The 26,976-nt window shown below is 29.3% G+C and carries 25 protein-coding genes; 16 read left to right on the top strand and 9 right to left on the bottom strand.

Annotation, left to right across the window (positions count from 1 at the left end):
- Positions 1–47: 47 nt before the first annotated feature.
- Genes B4L98_RS12875 through B4L98_RS12885 form a run of 3 tightly spaced genes read right to left on the bottom strand, consistent with a single transcriptional unit; the run spans position 48 to position 4,433 of the window.
- Positions 48–2,765: a helix-turn-helix and ligand-binding sensor domain-containing protein gene (locus B4L98_RS12875; protein ID WP_291069938.1), complete on the bottom strand. Its 2,718-nt coding sequence runs from the start codon at positions 2,763–2,765 to the stop codon at positions 48–50.
- Positions 2,766–2,825: 60 nt separating this feature from the next.
- Positions 2,826–3,539, bottom strand: coding sequence for a lipoyl(octanoyl) transferase LipB (gene lipB / locus B4L98_RS12880; RefSeq protein ID WP_291078388.1), 714 nt, complete (start codon positions 3,537–3,539; stop codon positions 2,826–2,828).
- 51 nt (positions 3,540–3,590) lie between these two features.
- Positions 3,591–4,433 carry a hypothetical protein gene (locus B4L98_RS12885; protein WP_291078390.1) on the bottom strand — a complete coding sequence of 281 codons (843 nt, stop codon included), beginning with the start codon at positions 4,431–4,433 and terminating at the stop codon, positions 3,591–3,593.
- A gap of 164 nt (positions 4,434–4,597) precedes the next feature.
- Here B4L98_RS12885 and B4L98_RS12890 point away from each other — a divergent pair, with 164 nt between their 5' ends.
- Both B4L98_RS12890 and B4L98_RS12895 read left to right on the top strand, forming a co-directional pair.
- A complete protein-coding gene (locus B4L98_RS12890; protein WP_291078392.1) occupies positions 4,598–6,766 on the top strand; it encodes a S46 family peptidase in 2,169 nt (722 codons plus the stop codon).
- 145 nt (positions 6,767–6,911) lie between these two features.
- On the top strand, positions 6,912–8,060 hold the full coding sequence (locus B4L98_RS12895) for an AI-2E family transporter (RefSeq protein ID WP_291078394.1): 1,149 nt from the start codon (positions 6,912–6,914) through the stop codon (positions 8,058–8,060).
- A 104-nt stretch (positions 8,061–8,164) separates the two neighbouring features.
- On the opposite strand, the gene B4L98_RS12900 is transcribed toward B4L98_RS12895, so the two are convergent.
- From B4L98_RS12900 to B4L98_RS12915, 4 genes are all read right to left on the bottom strand, one after another.
- Complete coding sequence (locus tag B4L98_RS12900; RefSeq protein WP_291078396.1) at positions 8,165–8,740, bottom strand: phosphatase PAP2 family protein; 576 nt, start codon at positions 8,738–8,740, stop codon at positions 8,165–8,167.
- Positions 8,740–9,294 (bottom strand): twin-arginine translocase TatA/TatE family subunit, encoded by a 555-nt coding sequence (locus B4L98_RS12905; RefSeq protein WP_236688155.1) that lies wholly within the window; start codon positions 9,292–9,294, stop codon positions 8,740–8,742. Before B4L98_RS12905 ends, B4L98_RS12900 begins: the two co-directional genes overlap by 1 nt.
- Before the next feature lie 92 nt (positions 9,295–9,386).
- Positions 9,387–12,302: a protein translocase subunit SecD gene (gene secD, locus B4L98_RS12910; protein WP_291078398.1), complete on the bottom strand. Its 2,916-nt coding sequence runs from the start codon at positions 12,300–12,302 to the stop codon at positions 9,387–9,389.
- Between the two features lie 121 nt (positions 12,303–12,423).
- Positions 12,424–13,272 carry a DUF6929 family protein gene (locus B4L98_RS12915; RefSeq protein ID WP_291078400.1) on the bottom strand — a complete coding sequence of 283 codons (849 nt, stop codon included), beginning with the start codon at positions 13,270–13,272 and terminating at the stop codon, positions 12,424–12,426.
- A 124-nt stretch (positions 13,273–13,396) separates the two neighbouring features.
- Between B4L98_RS12915 and B4L98_RS12920 the strand changes: the two genes are divergently transcribed.
- The 11 genes from B4L98_RS12920 (at position 13,397) to B4L98_RS12970 (ending at position 24,076) form a co-directional block, all read left to right on the top strand.
- Entirely contained in the window at positions 13,397–14,617 is a 1,221-nt protein-coding gene (locus B4L98_RS12920; protein WP_291065998.1) for an MDR family MFS transporter, read from the top strand.
- Between the two features lie 37 nt (positions 14,618–14,654).
- Positions 14,655–15,221, top strand: a complete 567-nt coding sequence (locus B4L98_RS12925) for a cob(I)yrinic acid a,c-diamide adenosyltransferase (RefSeq protein ID WP_125350685.1) — start codon at positions 14,655–14,657, stop codon at positions 15,219–15,221.
- On the top strand, positions 15,214–15,846 hold the full coding sequence (locus B4L98_RS12930; protein WP_280049982.1) for a thiamine diphosphokinase: 633 nt from the start codon (positions 15,214–15,216) through the stop codon (positions 15,844–15,846). The genes B4L98_RS12925 and B4L98_RS12930 overlap by 8 nt, the downstream gene beginning before the upstream one ends.
- A gap of 65 nt (positions 15,847–15,911) precedes the next feature.
- Positions 15,912–16,646, top strand: coding sequence for an SIMPL domain-containing protein (locus B4L98_RS12935; protein WP_280051395.1), 735 nt, complete (start codon positions 15,912–15,914; stop codon positions 16,644–16,646).
- A 465-nt stretch (positions 16,647–17,111) separates the two neighbouring features.
- Positions 17,112–18,509: a tRNA uridine-5-carboxymethylaminomethyl(34) synthesis GTPase MnmE gene (gene mnmE / locus B4L98_RS12940; protein WP_291078403.1), complete on the top strand. Its 1,398-nt coding sequence runs from the start codon at positions 17,112–17,114 to the stop codon at positions 18,507–18,509.
- Positions 18,510–18,693: 184 nt separating this feature from the next.
- On the top strand, positions 18,694–19,827 hold the full coding sequence (locus B4L98_RS12945) for a site-specific integrase (protein ID WP_291078405.1): 1,134 nt from the start codon (positions 18,694–18,696) through the stop codon (positions 19,825–19,827).
- The gene (locus B4L98_RS12950; RefSeq protein WP_291078407.1) at positions 19,824–20,624 is read left to right on the top strand and encodes a hypothetical protein; all 801 of its coding nucleotides are present in this window, start codon (positions 19,824–19,826) and stop codon (positions 20,622–20,624) included. Before B4L98_RS12945 ends, B4L98_RS12950 begins: the two co-directional genes overlap by 4 nt.
- Before the next feature lie 107 nt (positions 20,625–20,731).
- Positions 20,732–21,010, top strand: coding sequence for a helix-turn-helix transcriptional regulator (locus B4L98_RS12955; RefSeq protein ID WP_284583556.1), 279 nt, complete (start codon positions 20,732–20,734; stop codon positions 21,008–21,010).
- 112 nt (positions 21,011–21,122) lie between these two features.
- Complete coding sequence (locus B4L98_RS12960; RefSeq protein ID WP_286500665.1) at positions 21,123–22,271, top strand: VapE domain-containing protein; 1,149 nt, start codon at positions 21,123–21,125, stop codon at positions 22,269–22,271.
- Between the two features lie 217 nt (positions 22,272–22,488).
- A complete protein-coding gene (locus B4L98_RS12965) occupies positions 22,489–23,346 on the top strand; it encodes a toprim domain-containing protein (protein ID WP_291078410.1) in 858 nt (285 codons plus the stop codon).
- A 193-nt stretch (positions 23,347–23,539) separates the two neighbouring features.
- Entirely contained in the window at positions 23,540–24,076 is a 537-nt protein-coding gene (locus B4L98_RS12970; protein WP_291078413.1) for a hypothetical protein, read from the top strand.
- A 7-nt stretch (positions 24,077–24,083) separates the two neighbouring features.
- On the opposite strand, the gene B4L98_RS12975 is transcribed toward B4L98_RS12970, so the two are convergent.
- Positions 24,084–24,620: a hypothetical protein gene (locus tag B4L98_RS12975; RefSeq protein WP_291078415.1), complete on the bottom strand. Its 537-nt coding sequence runs from the start codon at positions 24,618–24,620 to the stop codon at positions 24,084–24,086.
- Between the two features lie 269 nt (positions 24,621–24,889).
- On the opposite strand from B4L98_RS12975, the gene B4L98_RS12980 reads away from it, so the two are divergent.
- Genes B4L98_RS12980 through B4L98_RS12990 form a run of 3 tightly spaced genes read left to right on the top strand, consistent with a single transcriptional unit; the run spans position 24,890 to position 26,152 of the window.
- Positions 24,890–25,117: a hypothetical protein gene (locus tag B4L98_RS12980; RefSeq protein WP_284583550.1), complete on the top strand. Its 228-nt coding sequence runs from the start codon at positions 24,890–24,892 to the stop codon at positions 25,115–25,117.
- A gap of 38 nt (positions 25,118–25,155) precedes the next feature.
- Positions 25,156–25,566, top strand: a complete 411-nt coding sequence (locus B4L98_RS12985; RefSeq protein ID WP_291078417.1) for a hypothetical protein — start codon at positions 25,156–25,158, stop codon at positions 25,564–25,566.
- A gap of 1 nt (position 25,567) precedes the next feature.
- Entirely contained in the window at positions 25,568–26,152 is a 585-nt protein-coding gene (locus B4L98_RS12990) for an SOS response-associated peptidase (RefSeq protein WP_291078419.1), read from the top strand.
- Here B4L98_RS12990 and B4L98_RS12995 read toward each other — a convergent pair.
- A complete protein-coding gene (locus tag B4L98_RS12995) occupies positions 26,141–26,947 on the bottom strand; it encodes a GIY-YIG nuclease family protein (RefSeq protein WP_286495928.1) in 807 nt (268 codons plus the stop codon). The genes B4L98_RS12990 and B4L98_RS12995 overlap by 12 nt on opposite strands.
- Between the last annotated feature and the right edge of the window lie 29 nt (positions 26,948–26,976).

Raw genomic sequence — 26,976 nt, forward strand, 5'->3', positions numbered from 1 at the left:
TACATTTACAACATGATGTAGTTATGATGTAATTTATTTTCCGATATTTAAAAATTAATCATATACTTATTTAGGTTTATTTCAGAAGGAATTTGCATTTTTTTGCGTAATCTATATCGTTGTAGTTCTACTGATCGATAATTAAGGTGCATTAAAGGAGCAATCTCTTTGGTTGATAAATTCATTCGAAGGAATACACACAGTTTTAAGTCTTTCGCAGTTAAATTAGAATACTTGTCAGCTAATCTCTTAATAAAATCTTGGTGAATTTCCTGAATATTTAATTCGAAATTTTGCCATTCATTTCTGTTGTAACTATATTCCGAAAACGTTTTCTCAAATTTCTTTTTTAACTTTTTATTGATTTCATTCATTTCCAATTGAGAAAACAATTGATTAATTTCTAGGATCATAGCACGTTGATTAGCTAATTTCAAAGCTTGTCCTGCCAATTCTGTAGATTTTGTTTGTAAAGAAGTTTCTAAATGTTGTTTTTCTTTATGATGATTCAATTCTTTCAACTCTTGTTGATGTTTCATTTCCATCAAATTCAATTCATATTCAAATTGCTTTTGTTTAATTCTGAAACTTTGTTTCAACTTCATTCTGTTATACTTATAAATAGCCAAAATCGATCCAACAATTAATAAAATATAAAATAATATCATCAAATTTGATAAATACCAAATCTTTTTAACCCGAAAATCAAAATGATTCAACTCAACAAAATTTCCATCTTTTAAAGCATAAATTGACAATTGATATGAACCACTTTCTAATTGTTTATAATTAATTATTGGCTGATTAAGTGGTTGAATTTTAGAGTTATTTAATTGATAATATAATTGATAATTCGCAAAATCATCATTCAAAATTGAAACATAAAAATCTATATAATTATTTGAATACTCTATATTAGGTTCATTATTCAAAACCGTTTGATTGATTTTTGCTTTAATTTTAATCTTTGGTAATTCACGACGTATAGATTTTAAATCATATTTCAATAATCCGTTTTCGAGGTTAATATATAAAAACTGATCGTTGATTTTAGCCGTTAAATTGTCATCAACCAATTTTCCATCATACAATTTTTTTGGAATTAAATAATGAATCAATTTATTCTGTTCCACTTTAGAATAATACAGAATATTATCCGCTTCAACTAAATAACGATTCTCCTTTAAATAACGAATTCGATTAATATTCTTTAATTTTGAATCTAAATTCTCATCAGAAAATAAATTTTTATTTATATCATAACGGACTAAATGTTGATCGTCAATCAGTACAAAAACCTTGTTATCTTCGAGAATAGTTTGCGGATTAACTAATTTTTTATGTTGGTAAAATATCTCCTTACCTGTTCTATTTTTAAGATCAAATAAATATAAACCACCATTTTTTCCAGTTCCTAAAATTTTATTTTCGACAATAACAAAATCAATAATAGGAATAGTTAAACTAGAAACTTTAGTAGATTCTTTATGAGAACCTTGTATATATTCATTGATTCCCGTAAAAGATGATTGATATAATTTATTTCCATTTTTGATCAATTTAAAACCTCCATTTGTAGAAGAAATCTTATTCAATAGTCCTGAATAAATGTAAGTTCCCCAACTATCCGAAACATAAATTGTATTATCAATATTTGTTATATTCCAAATTAAACCTTTTTCGAGAACTGAATTTGTTTGGTTTGAAGTATTTGAATAATTATAAAATCCATGATTTGTTCCCAGCAAAATATTATCCTTATAAAAGTCGAACGAAAAAACATTTCCTAAATGACCATTGTAATCATATAAAAGTTGAGTTTTGTTTTTCAATTCTATTTTCGAAATACCTTTGTCCGTTCCAAGCCAAGCATTTCCTTTAGAATCTATTCTTATATTTTGGATTGTATTACTGATTAACCCAGAGTTTTGATTGTAATTTTTGTAAGAATTAGTTTTTAAATCATATACATAAATCCCATTATTTGATGTTCCAATGATTAATTTATCTTCTAATCGAATCATTTTTAACACTAAATAATTCTTTAGCATTTTATTGAATTCCACATTGAACTCTTGTAAACCAGCTGTTTTGTTGTACTTGAAAATTCCTTCTGTTAATGTACCAACTAAATAATCATTATCATATTTTTCTATTCCATGAATTACAATTGATTTACCTTTTTCAATTTCAAATAACGGCTCAAAATGTCCATTATTAAATTCGAAAATACCTTTAGAAATAGTCGCTACTAACATTTTACCTTTCACCAGATAAACGTAAGAAGAAAGCGCAGGTAATTTGTATCGTTTAACTGTTTTACCATCAAATTGAAAAAGATAATTGAACGATTGAAAATAAATAGAACGATTATGATAAAATATTTTCCAGATTTCTTCTTGTTCTAATCCTTCAAAACTTTTGAATTTATCTGAAATTGAAATGTAAACTTTCTTTCCTTCAATCGTTTTCCAATATCCAAAATTATTTAATGCACCTGAATACAATACATTATTCATTGTAAAAACAGAACGTATAATTGTTAAGCTATTTGGCGAATATTTTTCCCAAAAATTACCGTCATATTCTAAGATATTTCTATTGTTCGCAAAATATACTTTTCCTTGCTTGTTATTTTCTGTAATATCCCAAATAGGCGATTCGCCCAAATATTCGCTTTTAGAATAATTCGAAATAATTGGCGCAAACGATTGAGATTTGCTATAAGTGGAAACAAGTAAAAATAGAATAAATAAGCTTCTCATTGTGCAATAAAAAAGACCGTAAAAACGGTCTTTAAAAATAGATTATATTTTTGAATTATCTTATTTAAATTCTACATCAAAAACTTCTGCAAAATGTTTTTTTGTAAACGCTTTCACTTCGTTCATATCTACCTGATGTCCAAGTTCTCTTTCCAATGAAGCAACAGCTTTATCCTGAATTCCACATGGAACGATGTATTCAAAATAACGCAAATCTGTATTCACATTTAGTGCAAAACCATGCATCGTTACCCAACGTGAAGCCTTAACACCCATTGCACAAATTTTTCGAGCAAAAGGTCGACCTACATCCAACCAAACGCCAGTTTCTCCTTGAGAACGCTCACCTTTTAGTCCATATTCGGCAATAGTTTTGATAATCACTTCTTCCAAATTGCGCATATACAAATGAATATCTGGCTTGAAAGTATCCAAATCCATAATCGGATAACCAACCAATTGTTGCGGTCCATGATACGTTATATCTCCACCACGATTGGTTTTCACAAAAGTTGCATTTATTTCGTTTAATTTATCACTTGAAGCTAACATATTCTCTAAATGTCCACTTTTTCCAAGTGTATAAACATGCGGATGTTCTACAAAAAGTAAATGATTTTTGGTATTTTTAAAATCTAAACTTCCCTCCTTTTCTTGCGCTCTATTATATTGTTTTACGGCTATATTTTCTGCTAAAAGACTTTCTTGATAATCCCAAATTTCTTGGTAATCTCTGTTAATTCCTAAATCTTGGAATTCGACAATTTGTTTCATTTTACAATGTGTTTCGAATGTCAAATTTACGAAGGATTTCAAAAATTATCATTAATCTTCAAGCTCTACTTTAAAATTTCCTAAACTAGGATTATTAAGGATTTCTTCTAATGTATATTCCTTTATAAATGTTTTTCCATCTAAAGTAAACATTGCATCAGTAATATTTAAAGATTTTATTTTCTTAGAAAAAGTATATTTATATTTAAACTTAATTTGTTTCAACATTCCTAAAAAAATCGCTTTTTCTTCATCATTATCAAAGTTCTGTTTATCAAAATCTTTTGAAAATTTTTCAGCATCAATTGTTTTAGAGAAAGATTTTCCATCGAAAGCATATGTTGAGCTTGTCATCATCGCCATAGGATTATCACTAAATAAAGGTTCATTGACTAATTGTTTTGATTTTCTCTTTCTCTTTTTCTTTTGACTTAATTCATCTGTAATTCTTTTTTCTTCTTTTATATTGATAACTGCAAAAGTTTCTTCAATAATTTTTGAATTTGAATTAAATTCTTCTGCAGATTTAGATTTATTAATCATTTCTATTGCAAATTTATCTCTCAAGTCTAATCGAAATTTAAAAAAATCAATTGCAGATAAATCATCTTTATATAAGTCAAATTTTTCGGTTTGTTTTCTGAATTTTTCTCCACCTTTTTCTTGTAATAACTGAACAAATTCATAATAAGAATACTCATTATTCGAAATTTGATTCATCTCAATTTTATCATCAATATTACTTGAATTCATCATTGCTCCAATTTGAGGTATATCTATTTTTTGAAAATAATCAAACTCACCTTTTTCATTTACAACAACTTCCTCAGAAATTGTACATGAAGTTAAAGTAGCTAAAGCTAATAATAGTGTAAATATTTTACTGAAATTCATATATAAATTGTTAATTTTTGTTAAAAATAATTGATTTTGTCCAATAAAAAAAACTGAATAAACACCTCTAAAAATAATGGTTTTGAGCAATACATTAACGATTGAATAAAAATCTTTATCTTTGGAATTCTTAGAAATCGGTAGAATAAAATAATCAAATAAAAATGAAGAAACTATTCGTTAAAGGATCTATTTTAATGGCTTTGTTTGCAAACTTTAGTGTTTTTGCACAACAAGGTGGTGGAATGTGGATTCCAACAGAATTGAATGAAAAGGAAATGAAAGACATGGGATTGAAAATCTCATCAAAAGACATTTTCAGTACTGGAGATAAAAGTATCAACAATGCAGTTGCTCACTTTGGTGGCGGTTGTACGTCAGAAGTTATTTCTCCAAATGGTTTATTACTAACTAATCATCACTGTGGTTATGGAGAAATCCAAGCACATTCATCTTTAGAAAATGATTATTTAACAGATGGTTTTTGGGCTAAAGAGTTGAAAGACGAATTACCAAACGAAGGTTTAACAGCGACTTTTATTGTAGATATTAAAGATGTAACTACTGCAATTTTAGCTGGTGTTAATGATAATATGTCGGAGGAAGATCGTAACAAAATCATCAAGAAAAATATTGAAGATTTTAATGCAAAAACTAAGACAGAAGCTTATCGTTCAGTATTTATTAAGCCTTTTTACAAAGGAAATAAATATTACCAATTTACGACAGAAACATACAAAGATGTTCGTTTAGTTGGTGCGCCGCCATCTGCAATTGGGAAATACGGAAATGACACAGATAACTGGGTTTGGCCACGTCATACAGGAGATTTCTCGATGTTTAGAATTTATGCAGATAAAAACAACAAACCTGCAGATTATTCATCAGATAATGTTCCTTACAAACCAAAACATTTCTTACCAATTAATATTTCGGGAATTAGCGAGGACGATTTCACGTTTGTATATGGTTTCCCAGGTACGACGGACGAATATTTACCAGCTTCTTCTATCCAGCAAATAAAAGATGTAATTGATCCTGCGCGTATCAATGTGCGTACAATTGCGTTATCTCATATCGATAAAAAAATGCGTGAAGACGATGCAACTCGTATCGCTTATGCATCTAAACAAGCGCGTATTTCGAATGCACACAAAAAATGGATTGGTGAAGTTTTAGGACTTAATCGTTCGAAAGCTGTAGAAAAACGTCAACAATACGAGCAAGAATTTATGAATCGTATTGCGAAAAATCCGAAATTAAAAGATCAATATTCGAATATTATTTCTGAATTAAATCAAGTTAATAAAGCAAATCAAGATTATATTTTAGCGTACACTATGTATTCTGAAACGTTTTTCTCAAATTCAGAAACATTCAGAATGGCGTTAACATTGAACAATATTTTGAATGCGGTTGGACAAAAAAATTATGCTGAAACTAAAGCAAAAGCGTTGAATACAGTTGCGTCTATGCACAAGGATTATAATCCTGAATTAGACAAAACTATTTCTTCTGATTTGGCAGATAATTATTTCAAAGTTGTTCCTCAAAATTTATTACCAACTACAACTGCTGCAAATATCAAAACGGCTTTAGGAAATTCGGTAATCAATGGAACGAAAAAAATTAATGGTCAATCTGTTTTAGGAAATATCAAAGCATTAGCTGAAAATGATGCTGAGTTTATTAAAGCCTTAAAAGAAGATGCTTTAATTGCTCAAATTCGTTTGATTTTAGATGCAAATCAAACTAAAGTTACACCTACATATTTAGCAAATCAAGATAAAATTAACAAGTTGATGCGTACGTATATGAAAGCGCAAATGGATGTTTTTACAGACAAAAAAATCTTCCCAGATGCGAATTCTACTTTACGTGTAACTTACGGAAAAGTTGATGGTTACCAACCACGCGATGCGGTTTATTACGAGCCTGTAACACACATGGAAGGTGTGATGGAGAAATATATCCCAGGTGATTATGAGTATGATTTACCAAAACAAATGTTGAGTTTATATGACAAAAAAGATTACGGAAAATATGCGGATAAAAACGGAAAATTACCTGTAAACTTTATTGCAACAAACCATACAACTGGTGGTAATTCTGGTTCTCCTGCATTGAATGCAAAAGGAGAATTAATAGGATTGAATTTTGACCGTGTTTGGGAAGGAACAATGTCTGATTTGAATTATGATCCTGAGATTTGTCGTAATATTATGGTGGACTCTCGTTACATTTTATGGGTAGTTGACAAGTATGCTAATGCGCAACGTTTGATTGATGAAATGACCATCATTGAAGAAAGCAAAAATGCAAAGAAAAAATAATATTTTTCACTATATTCTGAAAACCACGTTTTTATAACGTGGTTTTTTTATTGAAATAAACGTAAGATTCAAATAAAATATTCAGAAATAAAACTATATTTATACAACTTATCTAAAAAACTGTCAAAATAAAACACTCATAATTATGGAAGTCATTAGAAAATGGCCTTTTTATTTAAAACTAACTTGTACATTATTGTCAATCATTTGTTTAACATTTATTTCAATAATAGGTAAAGGAATTTTAGTTCCATTAATATTAGGCTTCTTAATTTCGATATTATTAGCGCCCGTTTGTGCATTTTTCGAAAGATATTTACGCATTCCGCGTGCTATTTCGAGTATCATTACCACTTTGCTTTTTGCAGCATTTATCTTAGGAATTTTCTATTTGATTGCTATACAAATGGCGGAAATAGCAAATGAATGGCCTACATTTCAGAAACAAATCATAGAAGCTTTTATGAATTTGCAGAATTGGATTCATCATACGTTTGGTGTTAATTCGCATGCACAAATGGAATATTTGACAAAGAATGTCAAAACCACTATCGAAACGAGTACAATTGTAATCGAAAAAGTAATTTCGATTGTTTCATCGATGGCTGTTACAGTTTTGTTCACCTTTTTATACATTGTTTTCTTGTTGATTTATCGTCGTCATTTGGTAAAATTTTTATATTACGCATTCAATTCAAATACACACGATCAAGTTTATAATGTCATTACGTCTATTCAAAAAATGGTCAAACAATATTTGATTGGCTTGTTTTTACAAATGTTAGTCGTATCAATTTTATCTTTTATTGCATTTTCTATTCTTGGTCTTAAATACAAATTTGTTTTAGCTATTTTAACTGGCGTTCTAAATGTCGTTCCATATGTAGGAATTGTTATTTCGTTAATTATAACGCTAATAATCACATTTGCTACAATGTCAGCTTCAAAATTGTTCTTTGTTTTAATTGCATTTATTGCAATTCATGCAATTGATGGAAATGTAGTGATGCCAAAAATTGTAGGTTCTAAAGTAAAAATCAATTCATTGATTGTCATTATTGGATTAGTAATTGGAGAAATGACGTGGGGAATTATGGGAATGCTTTTATCGATTCCGATACTTGCGTTGATGAAAATTGTTTTTGATAATGTGACTGAATTAAAACCTTGGGGTTATCTTTTGGGTGATGAAGATTCTACAGAAATTGATGATGATTTAAATACATTTTTAGCCAAAAAGAAAGCTAAAAAATCAAAGAAAAAAACAAATAAGTTGGACGAGAATTTGGAGTAATCTGATTTCTATTTTACATAATTGGATTGCTGACTATTATTTTATCCATTAAAAAAGTCTATAACAAATTGTTATAGACTTTTTTTGTATTTATTATTATGAATCTAATTCTTCTTCAAATATTTTTTTTCTAAAAAATAATACAATTTCAAGAAAAGAATCGAGAAAAATATTCCGATTAGTGTTCCGAAAAATATATCTCCTGTGAAATGTACCCCGACATAAACTCTACTGTAAGCAACCATTAACGCCCAAACAAGTAAGACATAAAGTAACCATTTGTAATGGCGTCTTAGCAGTATTCCAATAAAAATTGCAATCGCCATATGATTAGATGCATGCGCCGAAGTAAAACCGTATTTACCTCTACCCTCGCAATCTATCGGGCGAAATAATCCTTGAATCGATTCGGTGTAACATGGGCGAAAACGTTGAAAAGAATTTTTCAAGATATTTGTAAATTGATCTGCACACGCTATCATCAGTGCAATACAAACTCCAGCCAATAAGGTTTTTTTCCAACCAAGTTTTACATAAAGTAAGATGATAAAGATGATATACAACGGAATCCATGTTTTTTTATCGGTTACTAATAACCAAAACCAATCCCATTTTTCATTCCCTAAATTATTGAAATACAAAAATATTTGTACGTCCCAATCAAAATAATCTTGTATCATTACCTACTTACTGATCCGCCTAAACCTAATGCTTCGTCTACAGATTTTGGTTCTACAACAACCGCAGGTTCTTCCACAATTGGCTCAACCACATTTTCTATAACGGGTTCTGTTGTTTCTTGCACATCCAATTCCAAATCCTGTACAGGATCTACAGCTTTCATAGTTGGTGCATCATCTTTCAACGCTGCATTTACTGTATTGTCTTGATGAATAGCTTGATGCATTTCATCTACTGGATTACGAACTTCATCAAATGATTTCTGAAAATCTTCCATTGGATTAATTTTCGCAAAAGAATCTTTGACTTCATTCATTGGATTTAACTCTTTTATGGTATTCTGAATCTCTTTTGTAGGATCAACATCCTGAACAGGATTCATAATCTCTTGCTTGATATCTTCAGATGCTTCTTTTAATTTGCGCACAGCAGTTCCCAAACCACGAGCAATTTCTGGAATTTTATCTGGTCCAAAAATCACTACAGCAACCACCATAATAATCACGACTTCCTGGAAGTCTAAAAACGCTGGGTATATTACTAAACTATTCACTAAACAAATGTATAAAATCTAAATTTAGTAGAAGAAAAAAAGCCATCAAATTTCTTTGATGGCTTTCTTAAAATTTATTTAAAATTTGAATCTTATTTATTCATTTGACCTTTTTTAGTAAAGTCGTACAATAAAGGAGATGCAACGAAAATAGACGAGAATGTACCAATTACGATACCGATTAATTTCGCAAACATAAATCCTTTGATTGATTCTCCACCAAATGCAAAAATGATTAATACGATTAAGAACGTTGATAAAGATGTATTAATTGTACGTGATAATGTTTCTGAAGTAGAAATATTAATAATATCGTACAAGTTGTGGTTTTTCTCAACTGTTAAATTCTCACGAATACGATCCAAGATAATAATCGAGTCATTCATCGAATAACCAATTACCGTTAAAATCGCCGCGATAAACGCTTGGTCGATCTCCATGTTGAAAGGTAAAATTCCTTTGAATAAAGAGAAAACTCCTAATACAATAATCACGTCATGCGCTAATGCGATGATAGTTGATAATGAGAATTGCCAACGTTTGAACATCACGATTAAGTAGAAGAAAATTGCAACTAATGCTAAAGAAACCGCTATATAAGAAGCTCTTGTTGTATCATCGGCAATTGTAGGACCTACTTTTGCAGAAGACATTAAACCTATTGTAGCATTATCTTCAGAGAAATCTTTTTCAGACATATTTGCTGGTAGATAAGATTTAAGACCTGTATATAATTTGTCTTTGATCTCGTCATCTACATTTGTTCCGTCTTCGTCAGCTTTGTATGCTGTTGTAATTTTTACTTGATTTTGACCACCGTACGTTTTCACCTGTGGCATCATTTTTTCACCTTCTAACACGAAAACATCACCCAAACTTTCAGAAATTTGTTGCGGATCAACGTGTTTATCAAAACGAACTGTATATGTACGTCCACCTTGGAATTCGATACCCATATCAAATCCTTTTGTGAAGATAGAGATTAAAGCTACTACTGTTAAAACAATTGAAATCGCATAAGAGATTTTTCTTGTTTTTAATAAATCAACTTTAATATTTTGTAACCAGTGCGCCGTAAATGATGTATAGAAAGGAACAGATTTTCCTTTTGCTAAACGTCCTTCTACGAAATAACGTGTAATGAAAATCGCTGTAAATGTTGATGTAAAAATACCAATCATAAACGTAGTTGCGAAACCTACAACAGGACCTTTACCAAAGAAGAATAAAATTAATGCTGTGATAAATGATGTTGAGTTGGCATCGATAATTGCAGAGAAAGCTCCTTTCCATGAATAAGCGAAATCTACTGCTTGACGTAATGATTTTCCTTTTCTTAATTCTTCTTTTACACGTTCGTAAATCAAGATATTCGCGTCCATTCCTGTTACCAATGTCAAGATAATCCCGGCAATACCTGGTAAAGATAATGTAGCTTTAAGTGATACTAAGAATCCTAATAAGAATAATAAGTTAACGATTAATGCAACGTTAGCATAAATACCTGCACGGCTGTAATAAAACACCATCCAGATTAATACTAATGCAAATGCACAACCAAAAGCGATTAACGAACTGTTGATTGCTTCTTGTCCTAATGATGGACCAACAACCTCAGCAGAAACGATTTTAGATGAAGCTGGTAAAGAACCTGCTTGTAAAATGTTTGCTAAATCTTTTGCTTCGTCAATTGTAAAGTTTCCAGAAATAACAGAATTACCTCCTGTAATTTGATTACTGATGTTTGGCGCAGAATACACCATATTGTCTAACACAATTGCAACACCTTGACCTGGTTGTCCAGGACCTGCAGGTTTCAACTCGTCTGTAATACGAGACCACTCTTGTGCACCAACTTGGTTCATTTGCATTGTAACAACAGGCTCATTTGTAAGAGAACCAGGATTACGTTCACCAGCAGCAGAAACTACTTTATCTCCTTCAATTAATGGTTCTTGCGTTCCATTTTTACCTTTTAAGACATAAAACTCTAATAATTTAGGAGCAGATTTATCATTTGCTTGTTTACCTAAATTCATTGGCTTATTCGCCCAAGAGTATTTGTATCCTCTAATGTTTGCTGGTAATCCAGGTACAAAACCTTTGTCTTGCATCACACGGTTTACAACAGCAGTATCTTTTACATTCACAACAAAACTTGCGTTAGAACCAGCTGGTTGCATAACTTCTGCTAAAGTTTTGATTGTTTCTCCTTTCTCATTTTTTACATTATATTTCTCTGTATTAACGCTAGAAAAATATTGTAAAACTGTAGGATCTTGACGAACAACTTGCCAAAACTCTAATTTTGCTGTAGATTGTAATAATTTTTTTACACGGTCAGTGTCAGAAACACCTGGTAATTCTACCAAGATACGTCCATCACCTTTATCACCTAAACGTTGAATTACTGGCTCAACAACACCAAATTGATTAATACGAGAGCTAATTACATCATAAGCTGTTGCAACTTTAGCTTCGATATCTTTACGGATTACTTCTTTTACCTGATCGTCAGAAGCATTGTACGCAATTTTATCTGCATTGTTTTTGTTTCCAAACAAATCTGCAGCTGCGTATTTTGTTCCTCCTTTTATTTTTTCAAATTCTTGAAAAAATAATTCGACATAAGGTACGTTACCGTTTGTTTTTTGAGCTTTATCTGTAGCATCCAAAGCCGTTGCCAACATAGGGTTTTGACTTTTCGCTGATAAATTCTCGATTAAATCTCTTTCAGAAACTTGTAAAATTACGTTGATACCACCTTTCAAATCTAATCCTAAATTGATTTCATTGTTTTTGGCATACCCATAATCGTACTTAATAATTCCCAAATCAAGAGGATGCTGAGCCAAGCTATCTAAAATTCTTGGTTCGTCTTCTGGCTTACTCGCCAAGCGCGCCGCCTCATGCTCCACTTTAGTTGTGTACCAAGTATAACTTAGTTGTCTGATACACAAGAGACTTAAAATAATTGCAAATGCTGCAATGAGCCATCTTCCTCGCATAATGTTTAATTGATAAATAAATTTTGACGGACAAATATAATAGTCTTGAAAATACTTTCACAATTTTTTAAGAATAAATCGAAAATCGATGTCCGTATTTCGAAATTCTTTATTCAAAAAATTAGATTTCCTTTTGGTATTTGTAGATATAAATTGACGCTTTATTAGATTCATCATCATTATCTTCGCACAAATACAAGGTATAATTCTTTCCAGATTCTTTATACAACGCTAAACCTTCGATTTTCTTATCATCCGAAATTTTTTGCCAGCGTGTAACCTCCATTGTAGCTAAATCTAACTCACCAATAATAGAGCCTTTTATTTCTCCATTAAACTGAGTTGTACTTTTAGATTCTACTGTTGCTGTAAACAAAACTTTTCCATCCACCAAAATAGCATCCGAAAAAGTAGTGGTTTCATTGTTAATTTTAGGCAAAGTGATTGGAAAAAAATCAATTGTTTTCCCTCTCAAATCATTTATCTTACCTCCCACTCTATAAATTCCATTTACACCAGCAGGTCCATTTCCTCTGTTGAAAAAATATGTACAATGTCCATCTGTAATAATTCCTTCGATGTTAAAATCTTTTTTAGATAAATTCGAAACCTTTAAAAATTCATCCAAAAGAAAACTATAATTATCGTTTTGTACCTCTTTAGTTTTGATGTTATATGAAATCAAATCGAAACGATTTTCCTTAGAACCCGAACCAAGAATATACAAATGATTGTCAAATTTTGTAATCGCTTCAAAATCTGGTTTATCTTTTTTGGTGATATGTTTTGATTTTACTTCTGGATTCAAATCAACTTTATCCACTTCTTTTTTCTTTCTATTGTAAACGTACAAATGTGCTTTATCATCGGAAATCGTGTAAACATGGTGTTTATCAACCACTAATCCAGATGCCGCTCCAAGCCCATTTATGACAATTAAAACCTTAAGAATGAAATTGTAAAACAACATAGATGTAAGATTTGTTTTTAAGAGGTTTCAAAAGTAATCAAAGAATATCAGAAACCTTGATAAATAACCGATTTTTTGTAAAAAAAGAACTTAACTTTGTAGCATTTAAAAAGAAAATTGAGAGATGAAAAAAATTCTAAAAATTTACATTGACGCCTACAGCGGACTTTCGAAAGAATCTTGGATGTTAGCCATCGTAATGTTGTTGAACCGAATGGGTTCGATGGTTTTACCATTTTTAGGAATTTATATGATCTCCGAATTAGGATTTTCTTTGGAAAACTCGGGAATAGTCTTAAGTTGTTTTGGAGTTGGTTCTGTAATTGGTTCTTGGCTTGGAGGTTGGATAACAGATAAAATCGGAAACTTTAAAGTACAAGCTATCAGTTTATTTCTAAGTGCTCCAATGTTTTTGATTTTACCTTATTTTAAAACGGTAGAATCTTTTGCTGTTATTATGCTTGTTTTGAGTATTATTAGCGAAATGTTTCGTCCTGCAAACTCAGTTGCCATCACACGTTATGCTAAGAAAGAAAATATCACTCGTGCTTTTTCTTTGAATAGAATGGCGGTTAATTTAGGTTTCTCAATTGGTCCATCAATGGGAGGTTTTTTATCTAATTATTCGTACGATTTATTATTCTATTGCAATGCAGGAGCCGCTTTGGTTGCTGGAATTGTTTTCTTTGTCTTTTTCAATGGACGAAAAGAGCGAAATGCAGCCAACACAGAAACTGTATCAGACAAAGCTACAGTCGAAAAAGAACGAAATGCATACACAGACACTCCTTTCTTAGTATTCAATCTATTTTGTGTATTATTCTCCATTGCATTTTTCCAAATTCTAAATACACTTCCATTATTTTATAAAGATGTAGTGCATTTAACACAAACAGAAATTGGATTATTAATGGGATTCAGTGGAATAATCATTGTTGTATTCGAGATGTTGTTGATCCATTATACCGAAAAAAGATTTACAGTTACACAACTTTTAGTTTTCGGTTCATTTATCACAGCAATTAGTTATTTTATCTTCACATTTAGTCACACATTAAGAATGTTGTACTTAGCAATTGGACTGATGTCTATTGGAGAAATGCTTGTTTTACCTTTGATGTCAACGGTTACAGCTTTTCGTTCGCAAAAAAATAACCGAGGAGCTTATATGGGACTAAACGGAATGACAGCAGCAATTGCCTTTATTGTTTCGCCATTTTTAGGAACTCACATTGCTACCGATTACGGTTTTAATACACTTTGGATAATCACCACAGTTATTTTAGTCATCGTAGCTATCGGATATCACTTTTTTACTAAACCACTTTTACCAAAAAATATTTAAGATTTTCTTATCTTCGATAATTATTAGTTGAAATCACATGAAAGTATATACAAAAACAGGAGACAAAGGAACAACAGGTTTATATGGAGGAACACGTGTCTCTAAAAATAGTTTAAAGATTGATTCTTACGGAACAGTTGACGAATTAAATTCTTATTTAGGATTAATTCGTTCATATGAAATTGATCCAGCATTAGAGGAAGAAATTATCATCATCCAAAAAGGTTTATTCAATCTTGGTGCTGAATTAGCAACGCCAGTCGATAAATTATACTTGGCAAATGGTAAACCTCGTATTCCGAAAACCGTTACTGAAGAAGATATTGTTCAATTGGAAGAATGGATTGATGATTTGGAAGGACAATTAGAACAATTGACACATTTTATTCTTCCAGGTGGAAATCAAGCCGCTTCTCATGCACATGTTGCGCGTTGTATTTGTCGTCGTGCAGAACGCTTAACAGTTGGTTTAGCTGAAGAAGAAGAAATCCGCCCAGAATTACAAAAATACTTGAATCGTCTTTCTGATTATCTGTTCGTTTTAGGGCGAAAAATTGCCACAGACAATAATCACGAAGAAGTAAAATGGATTCCAGGTGAATAAAAAAGCGCTTTTATTTTTGAATGGCGAAGTTCCAACTATTCTGCCTGATACATCAAATTATGATATGATTTTTTGTACAGATGGTGCATTTCGTTATTTACAAAAATTACATATAACGCCCGATGTTATTTCGGGCGATTTTGATTCTTTTGAAATCAGTCAGTTTCCTCCTGAAACAGAAGTTATTTCTACTCCAGATCAAAATGACACAGATTTTGCAAAAGCCTTACAAATCATTTTGGATAAAGATTTTGAACAGGTTGATGTTTTTGGAGCAAGTGGTCGTCAACAAGATCATTTTATTGGAAATTTGAATGCGGCTTATCGTTTCAAAGATCAAATCAATATTTTATTTTACGATAATTATAGTCAATATTTTTTCGCAGAAAAAGAAACAAAGTTAGAAGGCTATTTTGGACGAACAATTTCGCTACTCCCCTTTCCTGAATGTAAAAACATTGTCACAAAAGGCTTGGAATATCCGTTGAATAACGAAGATTTAAATTTACTTTCTCGTATAGGAACTCGCAACAAAGCCAATGAAGATGTGGTTACAATTGATTATTCAGAAGGTAATTTAATCATCTTTATCATCGATCAAGAATTTCCTATTTTGATTGCTTAATTTCACTATTTTCAGTGAAATACATCTTTAGTATTTTTTGTACATTTACTGAAAACCAAATTACTATGAATAAATTTTCAGTTATTGTAGCATCTATTTTAGCCGTTGGGTTAATTGCTGCAACATGTATATTAGGAAACGCTTACAAATACAAATTCAGAAGTTCTGAATCGATCAATGTTACTGGAAATGCTTTGAAAGATTTTAATGCCGATTTAGTTAAATGGCGTGCAACGTTTAGTCGAAAAGATTATGATTTACGTGTTGCTTCGGATCAATTAAAAGCTGACCAAACGGTTGTCAAAAACTTTTTGATTTCGCAAGGAATCAATCCAAAAGAAATAGTTTTTGAAGCGGTAAATATTTCAAAAGATTTTCAGTACGGAACAGATGCAAACGGAAATTCGATTAGTCAATTTACTGGTTATAATCTATCTCAAGACGCAACAATCGAATCGAAAGAATTGGATAAAATAGAAAAAGCTTCGCGCGAAATCTCTACATTAATTAGTCAAGGAATTGAGCTGAGTTCTTCTAATCCAAATTATTATTACTCGAAATTAGAAGATTTGAAACTTGAGTTGATTGCGCAAGCTTCTGAAAATGCAAAACAACGTGCAGAAAATATTGCTACAAAATCTGGCACTAGTTTAGGAAAATTAAAACAAGCCGATTTGGGTATTTTTCAGATAACAGGTAAAAATGATAATGAAGAGTATTCTGCTGGTGGATCATTTAATACAACATCACGTCAGAAAACGGCTCAAATTACAGTGAGAGCAAGTTATAACTCAAATTAAAAAATCAATAAAAAAAAGCTTCTTAATATTAAGAAGCTTTTTTGTCTATTTAAATACTACTGCAAGTAATATCAAAGCAGATATTACAATAAGTACGTCTACAATTTTAATTCTAAAATTACCAATTCCAAAACCTCTTTTTGTAGCATAATTTTTCTTTGATGACATTATAAATTCCAATTTCTAAAAGAAATACTAAAAGTGTGCCAATTATCTATCAAAATCTAATTTTTTATAAGTTGATGATAATTTAGAATCATAGGATTAAAACCATTTGACTAAAAATTTTAATTTCATGATCCTCAAATTCTTTCCCAATAGCATCAGATGTAGCAGTAATTAGTTCAGGTTAAAAAACATCCCTTTTTAAGTATTAATATATTAACAGTAAATATTTTTACATTTTAAAAAATTATCATATAAATTATAATTTTCCAACAACTTATTATGTTGTAAATTTGCCTTATGCTAAACAACGATACAATTTGTGCATTGGCAACTGCCAATGGAATGGGCGCTATAGCGGTTATTCGTATTTCTGGACCAGAATCAATTTCTAAAGTTGCTCAGATTTATCAATCAAAATTTAATTCAACTAAATCTTTGAATGACGCTTCTTCTCATACCATACATTTGGGTTATGTGATGGATGGAGATACCATTGTTGACGAAGCATTATTCTCAATATTTAAAAATCCTCATTCATATACAGGTGAAGATGTCGTAGAAATTTCGACACATGGATCGATTTATATTCAGCAAAAGGTATTGGAATTATTAAATAAAATTGGCATTCGAAATGCCAATCCAGGTGAATATACTTTCAGAGCCTTTTGGAATGGTAAAATGGATTTAACACAAGCAGAAGCTGTTGCTGATCTTATTTCTTCGGATTCTAAGGCTTCGCACGAAATTGCTATCAAACAAATGCGTGGAGGATTCTCTAATCAAATCAAAGATTTAAGAGAACAAATGATCAATTTTGCAGCTTTGATGGAATTAGAATTGGATTTTTCTGAAGAAGATGTTGAATTTGCAGATCGTACACAATTTTATGATTTATTGAATAAATTACAATCCATCTTAAAACGTTTAGCTGATTCTTTTGCTTTTGGAAATGTTATCAAAAATGGAGTACCAGTAGCTATTGTTGGTGCGCCAAATGCAGGGAAATCTACTTTATTAAATGCATTATTAAACGAAGAACGTGCTATTGTTTCGGATATTGAAGGAACAACTCGTGATACCATTGAAGAAACCATTTATATTGACGGTGTTGGGTTCCGTTTTATTGATACAGCTGGAATTCGAGAAGCTGGCGATACGATAGAACGGATTGGAATTGAAAAAACATTCGAAAAAATAGACAATGCTTCTATTATCATCTATTTGTATGATGCCAATATAACTGCTGATAATCAAATTGCGAATCAGTTAGATGATTTGCAACGTAGAGGAAAAATCTTGTTTAATGTTGCCAATAAAATTGATGTAAACAATAACGAATCAGCTATTTCTGATGCTATCAAACAAGAGTTTAAAGATGTTGTTCATTTAGAAATTTCAGCTAAAGATCAATATAATATCGAAGCATTGAAAGAAAATCTGATTCATCAAATCAAATTAAAAGGAACAAATCAGGATGACACAATCGTTACAAATTCTCGTCACTTAGAAGCATTGCAAAACACACTTTCTCAAATTGGAAAAATCAAACAAGGAATGGACATGGCACTTCCTGGAGATTTATTAGCCATGGATATCCGTGAAGCCTTAACCTATTTGGGGCATATCACTGGTGAAATAGATGTGGATCAAGATATATTAGGGACGATATTTGGCAAGTTTTGCATCGGGAAATAATTCGGATAATAACGGATAATAAAAACCTAACAACTACTTAATATAGTGATTGTTAGGTTTTTTGTTTTTATATTTGATGGTAGTTAAAAGGATGTTATTATTCCTTTTCTTACACCAATTGTACACCAATTATTTTGAAAATTTAATTATGATGTACAAATGTACACCATCAAATATAATCGTTATGAAAATCACTCTCAAACAAAGAAAAATTTCTGAAAATAAAATTACTCTTTTTCTCGAATATTATAAAGGTACAACAACTACTGCAGAAGGTAAAAGAAAACACCTTAGAGAATTTGAATATTTAAAACTTTATTTAAATCCAAATCCTACAACTGCTGATGAAAAGAAAAAAAATAAAGAAAATCTTGAATTAGCCGAAAATATATTAGCTATTCGTAAAACAGAATTCCTACAAGGTAAATTTGGAATTGTAGACCGTGAAAAAGCTAATATTACACTTTATGAATATTTTGACCAATTAAAAGAAAATCGTTCATCGTATTTATCTAATTATGGAACTTGGAAATCTGTAAAACGTTATATCGATCAATACTTCCATCCTTCTACTACTCTTTCTGAACTTACAATAGATTCTATAAATGGTTTTAAAAGATTTTTAGACGTTAATGCAAAAACAAAACATGATACTCCTTTAAAACATGGTTCAAAATATTCTTATTTCAACAGATTTAGAGCAACCATTAAACAAGCATACGAAGAAGGTTACATCACAAATCATAAACTTTTAAAAATAAAACCTTTTGAAGAAAAAGAATCTCAACGCGAATATTTAACTTTTGAAGAACTTCAAAGTCTAGCTGTTACCGATTGTAAATATGAAGTCGTAAAACGTGCATTTCTTTTTAGCTGTTTAACAGGTTTAAGATGGAGTGATGTTTTCAAACTAACTTGGAATGAAGTGCGTGATGAAAATGATGAACATCGAATCTTTTTTACTCAACAAAAAACTGATGATTTAGAATATATGTACATTAGTAAACAAGCACGAGAACTTCTCGGTGAACGAAACTATGCGAATCCAAGAGTCTTTGTTAATCTAAACTATGGTTCTGGAACAAATACTGAAATATTACGTTGGTGCATGAAAGCTGGAATTACAAAACATATCACTTTTCATTGTGCTCGTCATACTGCTGCAACACTTATATTAGAAGCTGGTGCTGATTTATACACCGTTATGAAAGTTTTAGGACATAAAGATATTCGCACAACACAGATTTACGCTAAAATCGTTGACAAAAGATTAAAAGAAGCATCAAACTTATTACCAACTTTAAATTTAGAATTATGATAAAAATTATTCTATTGTCAGTAATTGTTGTTATAATTATTACAACTTTTATTATTTATTATAAATTTATCTTTGATAAAAAAATAAGAAATTTTATAGAAGAAGGTAAATTTCATTTTACTCAAAAAAATGAAAGAATTAAACTATTTCATTTTCTACTTTTTTTAATTACAAATTCCGTATTTATAATATTACTAATAAAGAATACTGGGTTGAATAAATTAGATATAATATTATTTTTGATAGTTAATATCTCATTTCTAATAGTTTCATGGTGGATTAATATTAAATTCCCAATAGAACATAATCAAATTAATATTGATAATTCTAAAACTTTTAAAAATTCACAAACGAATAATCATTTAGAGCAAATAAACAATGTTACTAATGTTAAAATTGTTGAAAAATCTATACAATCTAATAATCAAGATATTTTTAACTTTAAAAAATTAAAAGAGACCGAAATAATAGAATTATTTGAATCAAATATCAATAATATATACGAAGATTCTAAAGATGATTTTTTACTATTATTAAAGGGAATCAAACCTAAAAACAAAATAATTTGGAAAGGAACATCAGGTAAAGGAATAAATAATATCACATATACAGGAATATTTATTTTACTAAATAAAATTCTTAATCTTCCGAGAACAAAATTGGAAAGAGAAAATAGAAAAAACTTAATAGAATTTATTATAAAAACCTTTAAAAAATATAATCCTGATAATGAAAAAAATTGCAATGAAATAGCTTATTCTACTCTTAATACTGCTTATACTAATTTTAATTTATAAGATTACTCAAATTTTTACTCTAATTAAGCTCTAAAATTAATTAGAGTATTTCATTCGTTTCTTATTTAGCTCAACTTTACAGGTATAATCATAAAAACATTATACCAATGGATAATTTAATTTTAGAAAAATTATTAAGTATTGAAACTTTATTACTTGATAAAAAGAAGGTATTAAACCCAGACGAATTAGCAAATTACACAGGCTATTCTAAATCGACGATCTATAAGATGGTACAAGGAAATATTATTCCCTATTCCAAACCTAATGGGAAGCATCTATTTTTTGACAAAGAAGAAATAGATGAATGGTTATTATCTAATAAATCGAAAAGTAAACTTCAATTACAAAACGAAGCTTCAAAATATGCAAACAGTAGAAAATAAAAAGTGATTATTCCCCAATAATCACTTCTAATATCATTAACAAAGCAAATGCTATGTTGTTTCAAATTCTGTGAAGCAAATATAAGGCATTTCATTTAAAATCAGAAACATTATGAATGAAAATGTTATGTCGAATTCTGTATTCGATAAGCTAGAGTATTTCCTTAATTCAAAATATCTTATAAGATTCAATAATATAAGTTTAACCTATGAATATACTTCAATCAATTCTCAAAATTGGGATGAATTGAATGTAGATAGGTTATTTATTGAAATTGAGAAAAATGGAATTAAAGTATCTTACGATAAACTATTAATTTATCTGAAAGCTAGTATTGATCATTATAATCCTATTGAATTTTATTTTCATAATTTACCAAATTGGGATGGTAAAGATTATATAGATGCTTTATGTTCAAAAATTGAATTAAACAATGATGTTGATTTTTTTAAACTTCAATTCAAGAAATTTTTGGTCAGAACAATTTTATGTGCTTGTGAAAAGAAAATAGTAAATAAAAATGCAATAATCTTCTATAGCCCAAAACAGAATATTGGTAAGACAAGTTTCATCAGATATCTCTGTCCTCCTACACTTCAAGATTATATCACTGAGAACATTAGTAATGATAAAGATTCTATCATTAAAGTTGCTACAAACCTAATAATCAACCTTGACGAAATGCAAAATTTTCTTTCTAATGATTTAGATTTTGTAAAATCACTCATTTCAAAAGAAATGATTAATGAACGACTTCCGTATGCTAAAAAATCGGAGAGAATTGTAAGAAGAGCAAGTTTCTTAGGTTCAACTAATAGAGCACATATATTGAAAGATAATTCGAATGTTCGTTGGTTGGTTTTTGAAATTCAATCATTTGATTTTTCTTATAGTAAAATTGATATTAATAAAGTTTGGAGCCAAGCCTATCATTTAGCTTATAAAGACTACGATTTCAATCCATATCTTACTTCAGAAGAATTAAACTACAACGAAGAGAAAAACAAGCGATTTAGGGCATTTTCTAAAGAGGAAGAAGAATTACTATCATTTATTGAAGAAAGTGAGAATGAAAATGATTTTATAACAGCTACTGACCTTTGTTTTGGACTAAGAAAAGTTTATTTACATAAGAATCCTGTTTCATTAGGGAAAGTTTTAAACAATATTGGTTTTAAATCAAAACGAGTCGGTGTTGAACGTACGAAAATGTATCAAATAAAGTTCACAGATTATTATCAAAATTTTTTAAAAATCTAAAAACAACCTATTCAACCTATTCATCTTATTCAAACCCTCTATTAATAAGGGTTCATTTTGAGCAACTTTATTAAATTAACCTATTCCAACCTATTCATTTAAGAAAAAAGTGAATAAGAAGGAGAGGTTTGAGCAGGTTGAAAAACAGCTCTGTAACCATGATTAACATTGACTTGAATAGGTTAGGTAGGTTAAAATTCAACTTTAAACTTTTTTTATGAATATTAATGAAATAAATAGTCTTGATTTAGAACAAATATTGACAAAAACATATTTGTTAAAATCAATTAAAAAAACAGAAAAGTCAATATGGGTAATTTCACCATTTAGACCAAACGAATCTACTCCATCATTTCACATTTCGAAGATTTATAAATATGATATTTGGTTTGATCATGGAAACGGATTAGGAGGAAAAAATATTGATTTTTTTATATATTATTTGAAAACAGATGTAAAAGGAGTTTTAAAATATTTTAAAGAGAACTCTTTTTCTTTTCAAAAGCAAAATGATTTTCAATTCAAAAAAAATCAAATAAAAAACGAATATAAAATTTTAAAATTGAAAGAAATTTCATCGTTTCCTTTAGTTCAATATTTAGAAGAAAGAAAATTGCCTTTGGAAATTGTTAATCGATATTGTAAAGAAATTCATTATAAACTAAATCAGAAAACATATTACGCAATTGCATTTCCGAACAATGAAAATGGATATGAAATTCGAAATAAATATGTCAAAATGTGTTTAGTAAAAAAAGATATTTCATTGATAAAAAACAATCAAAATCAATTAAAAATTTTTGAAAGTTGGAGTGATTTTATTAGTTACCTTTTTCTATTTCCAACAGACGAATTTCTTTATGATTTTTTGATTTTAAATTCAATTGCTTTGCTTAGAAAAAATATAGAATTGATAAATAAGTATCAAACCATTCAGTCTTATTTTGATCACGATGACGCTGGTGAATCTGCTACAAAATTCTTGAAAAACGAGTTGAAAACTAAAGTAAAAGATAATTCATCTTTTTATAAAAATTATAAAGATTTGAATGAATACTTAATTTTTGAAAAATAACCAAAAATTAGAATTTTTAGTAAAATTAGGAAATAGCAAGCAGTAATCGCGGGTAACCGATTTGAATTACATATTTCCTTAATTTTCAGTTTATTATAAAACAAAAGTAGTATTTGCAAATGCTTTAAAATACTACTTTACAATATAACACATTAAATATCAATAGTATTAACAATGTTAACAAAGTAGTAAAATGAAAAATAAGTTAGTTACTTTTAAATTAGATGAATCAATAAGAGACCATGCTATTAAGATGAAAAGGTTATATGATTATCCAACTTATGATGATCTTTTTCAAGATATTTTTAAGTTTTTTATTGACAACGAAACTTCTCCAAGAGATGCAAATATTTCTTTGCACAGACAAATTTTTGAACTCAAAAGAACAATATCAAAAATTCATTGTGAGTTTATAAATAAACGATTAAATCCTACACTTTTTGAAATAAAAACTCAATACATTAACACCAATAAAACGATGATTGAGATGATTAATCAAACTAATTCTAATACACATAAAGTTATAGAAATTGCAGAAAATTTAAGTGTTGTTCCTCAAAAAGAAACTCCTCAAAATAATATTAATTTTGAAGATATAAAATCTAAAATATTTGAATTAGATAAAATAAAAAAGAGCAAATTTAATGGAGAAAAAAATGTAGTAGAAATTGATTTAGTTGAATACAATCGATTAATGGATCAGTTAAAATTAAAACTAAATAATTTTTAAAATCGTGTTAAAGAAAATTAGAATACTCAACTGATTTATTCAAAAAGTATTCTAATTTTTTATCATATTCTTCTTTATAAATATGATCATTTTCTATGAGAACATCATAAATATCTTGAAAATAAAAGTAGAAAAACATATTAATTCTATAATCTTGTTTATTGTAATTTAAGAAATTTTCAAAGTCTTTAAATGTATAAGGAACCAACGAATCGAAATTTAGAGAATTACGAATTAATAAATATTCTGTAATCGTCATTAATTTAGGAGATTTTACAATCAAATATATAATTGCTGTTTTGATTGAAGTGTTATCAATTAATAAAAATTCATTGATTTTATCAAGTAGATATTGGTTATTAACTCCAATATCATTGGTTTTTTGATACAGTTTTACTTCGTTTACAAAATCAGGATTTAGTTTAATATAATTTAGTTTTTCTATAGATTGATCTTTTTCATCAAACAAAATACGATTGAAAATAAGACAAATAACTTGTAAAGGACTTTTACCTTGTTCAGATAATTTTTGTAAATATTCCATAAATAAAGATGGCGTGAAACTAAACACAATCCGTTAAAGAGGTACTGCGAAGAACCCTACATCCAGAAAGACTTAGCCCACGCCACTATATGGCATGAGCGTAAGTCTATCGATATTTTGGATGTATAGAAGATTCGCAGTTTTCTTTAACCAAATAACGACAGCTTACGCATACGTAATTACTATTTTAATGATGTAAAGATAGAAAATCATTACCTTTATTCCAAAGTTGATTAATATGTTTCTAGTTAAGTAATAAAATAAAAAATATGGGTTGGAGATATCAAGTAATTAATCGTGGAACAAAAGAAAAACCTAATTTCGGAATTCACGAAATCTATTTTGATGAAGAGAAACTAGGAAATTTATCATGGACAAAAAATCCTATGAATATTGGAAATTATGAAAATTTAGAGGATTTAATCAATGATTTACAGCTAATGTTAAATGACTCTAAAAAGCATCCTGCTTTATTAGAATCTGAGTTAAATAAATAATTTAATTCCTAGAACTAAATTACTTACATTTTTTTAAAATGGATAATTATAAAAATATAACAATTGACGACAATGAGTTACTAGACGAAGAACACAAGGCAAATCTTGAGGTCGTATCACTTAATTTAGATGACTATAACGAGAGATTTGGAACTGATATCAACTTACTTTACTCCGTTGAAGATTATGAGTATTATTCTATGGTTCCAAGTGAACTAGCAGAGATATTTATTGTTTCTATAAGTGATTTATTATTTATGGCTAATAACCCTTCTAATGATGACATTACATTTTGGAATGAATTTGTAAGTTGGAAGTTAATAGAAGTAACAAATAAAAGTATTTATAAAATTTGGTTTACTGACTATTATCCGTTGGGAATTAAACTTAGTAATGAAGTTAAGAATTATATTATCAATGATTTTAACAAAAGTATTTTAACTCTGTAGTATGTGTTTTCATGTAAAAGTTACTAAGACAAAAGAACAGATTGAGAAAAAATCGAGGTTGAAATTCAAGCCTGAGGTTACATTTACGCCAAATCCTCATTTCAAAGGTTTTGATCATCCAAAATTACCTGTGATTACCAATCAACAAGATTTTATTCATTTGTTCGAATGGGGTTTAATTCCACATTGGGCAGGAAATGATTTTAATTCGAATAACACCTTAAACGCACGTATTGAAACTATAGATGAAAAACCATCTTTTCGAGATGCTTACACCAATCGTTGTGTGATATTGGTTGATGGCTTTTATGAGTGGCGACACGAAGGCAAAGACAAAATCAAATATGATATCGGAATCAACAATAATTTGATGTGTTTAGCAGGATTATATTCTGATGATACGTTTACGATTGTTACGACTGAAGCTGTCGGCATTATGGATTATATCCACAATACAAAACATCGTATGCCTGTAGTTTTAAATGATGATGAAAACTTAATGAATTGGTTAGATTGTAAACCAATTGTTCCGTTTACTGATTTCAGCTACCAGCGTGAAGATGGTCAAGTGAGTTTATTTGGATAATTCGGATTTTATATGTCGAAATAAGATTTTTCGGACATCCTTATTATCTTGTTTTTGTTCAATAAATGATTTCATTTCGTCTAGATTCTCAATTAAATGATCGCAATAGCCAAATCCTTTGTAAACTCCTTTTTCAATTAATACAATACCTTTTTCATTTTCAGTTCTTCCAACCAATTCAAATAAAAAGTCCTTTTTGGGTAAATGTATTGTTTTCAAAAATTGACGAACTCTTTTGTTGTAAAGTTTCACATCTTCCCTATTTATACAAGCTCCGTTACATTCTTCTAAACTATATTGAAAACAACTTGATTTGGTTTTATATAAACCATTTATTTTTTGACAAAGCTTATATTTATCTGTAATGTAAAATAAATAATCTTTTGCTTCATTTAACGATGTAAATGAGATAATTTCGTTCCCAGAGTTATCAATTTTCTTCACAATTAATGCATGATAACCATCCGAATTTATTTCTTTGTTCAAAGCATAGAAAAACTTAATTTTTCGTTGAGCTCGATTAAATAGTGGTAGATTTTGCTTAATTAGTTCAGATTCTCTCAACAAAGCAATTAATTCATTTCCTGTATTTTCAAATTGAATGGAATGCGTAAAATACTGTAGTTTGATTTCTTTTTTGTCAAGTGATTTGAAGTGCTGAATCAATCGTTTTCTAATGTCAATACTTTTTCCAATGTAGATAATATCTTGCTTGTCGTTGTATAAATAATACACGCCACAAATATTTTTTGGAACTTGGTCAACCAACATTTTCAATCTATCATTCAGTACCATGGCACAAATTTACTGAATCAATTTCTAAT

Origin of the sequence: Empedobacter sp. UBA5528 (genome assembly GCF_002426075.1) — a bacterium.
GTDB classification, from domain to species: domain Bacteria; phylum Bacteroidota; class Bacteroidia; order Flavobacteriales; family Weeksellaceae; genus Empedobacter; species Empedobacter falsenii_B.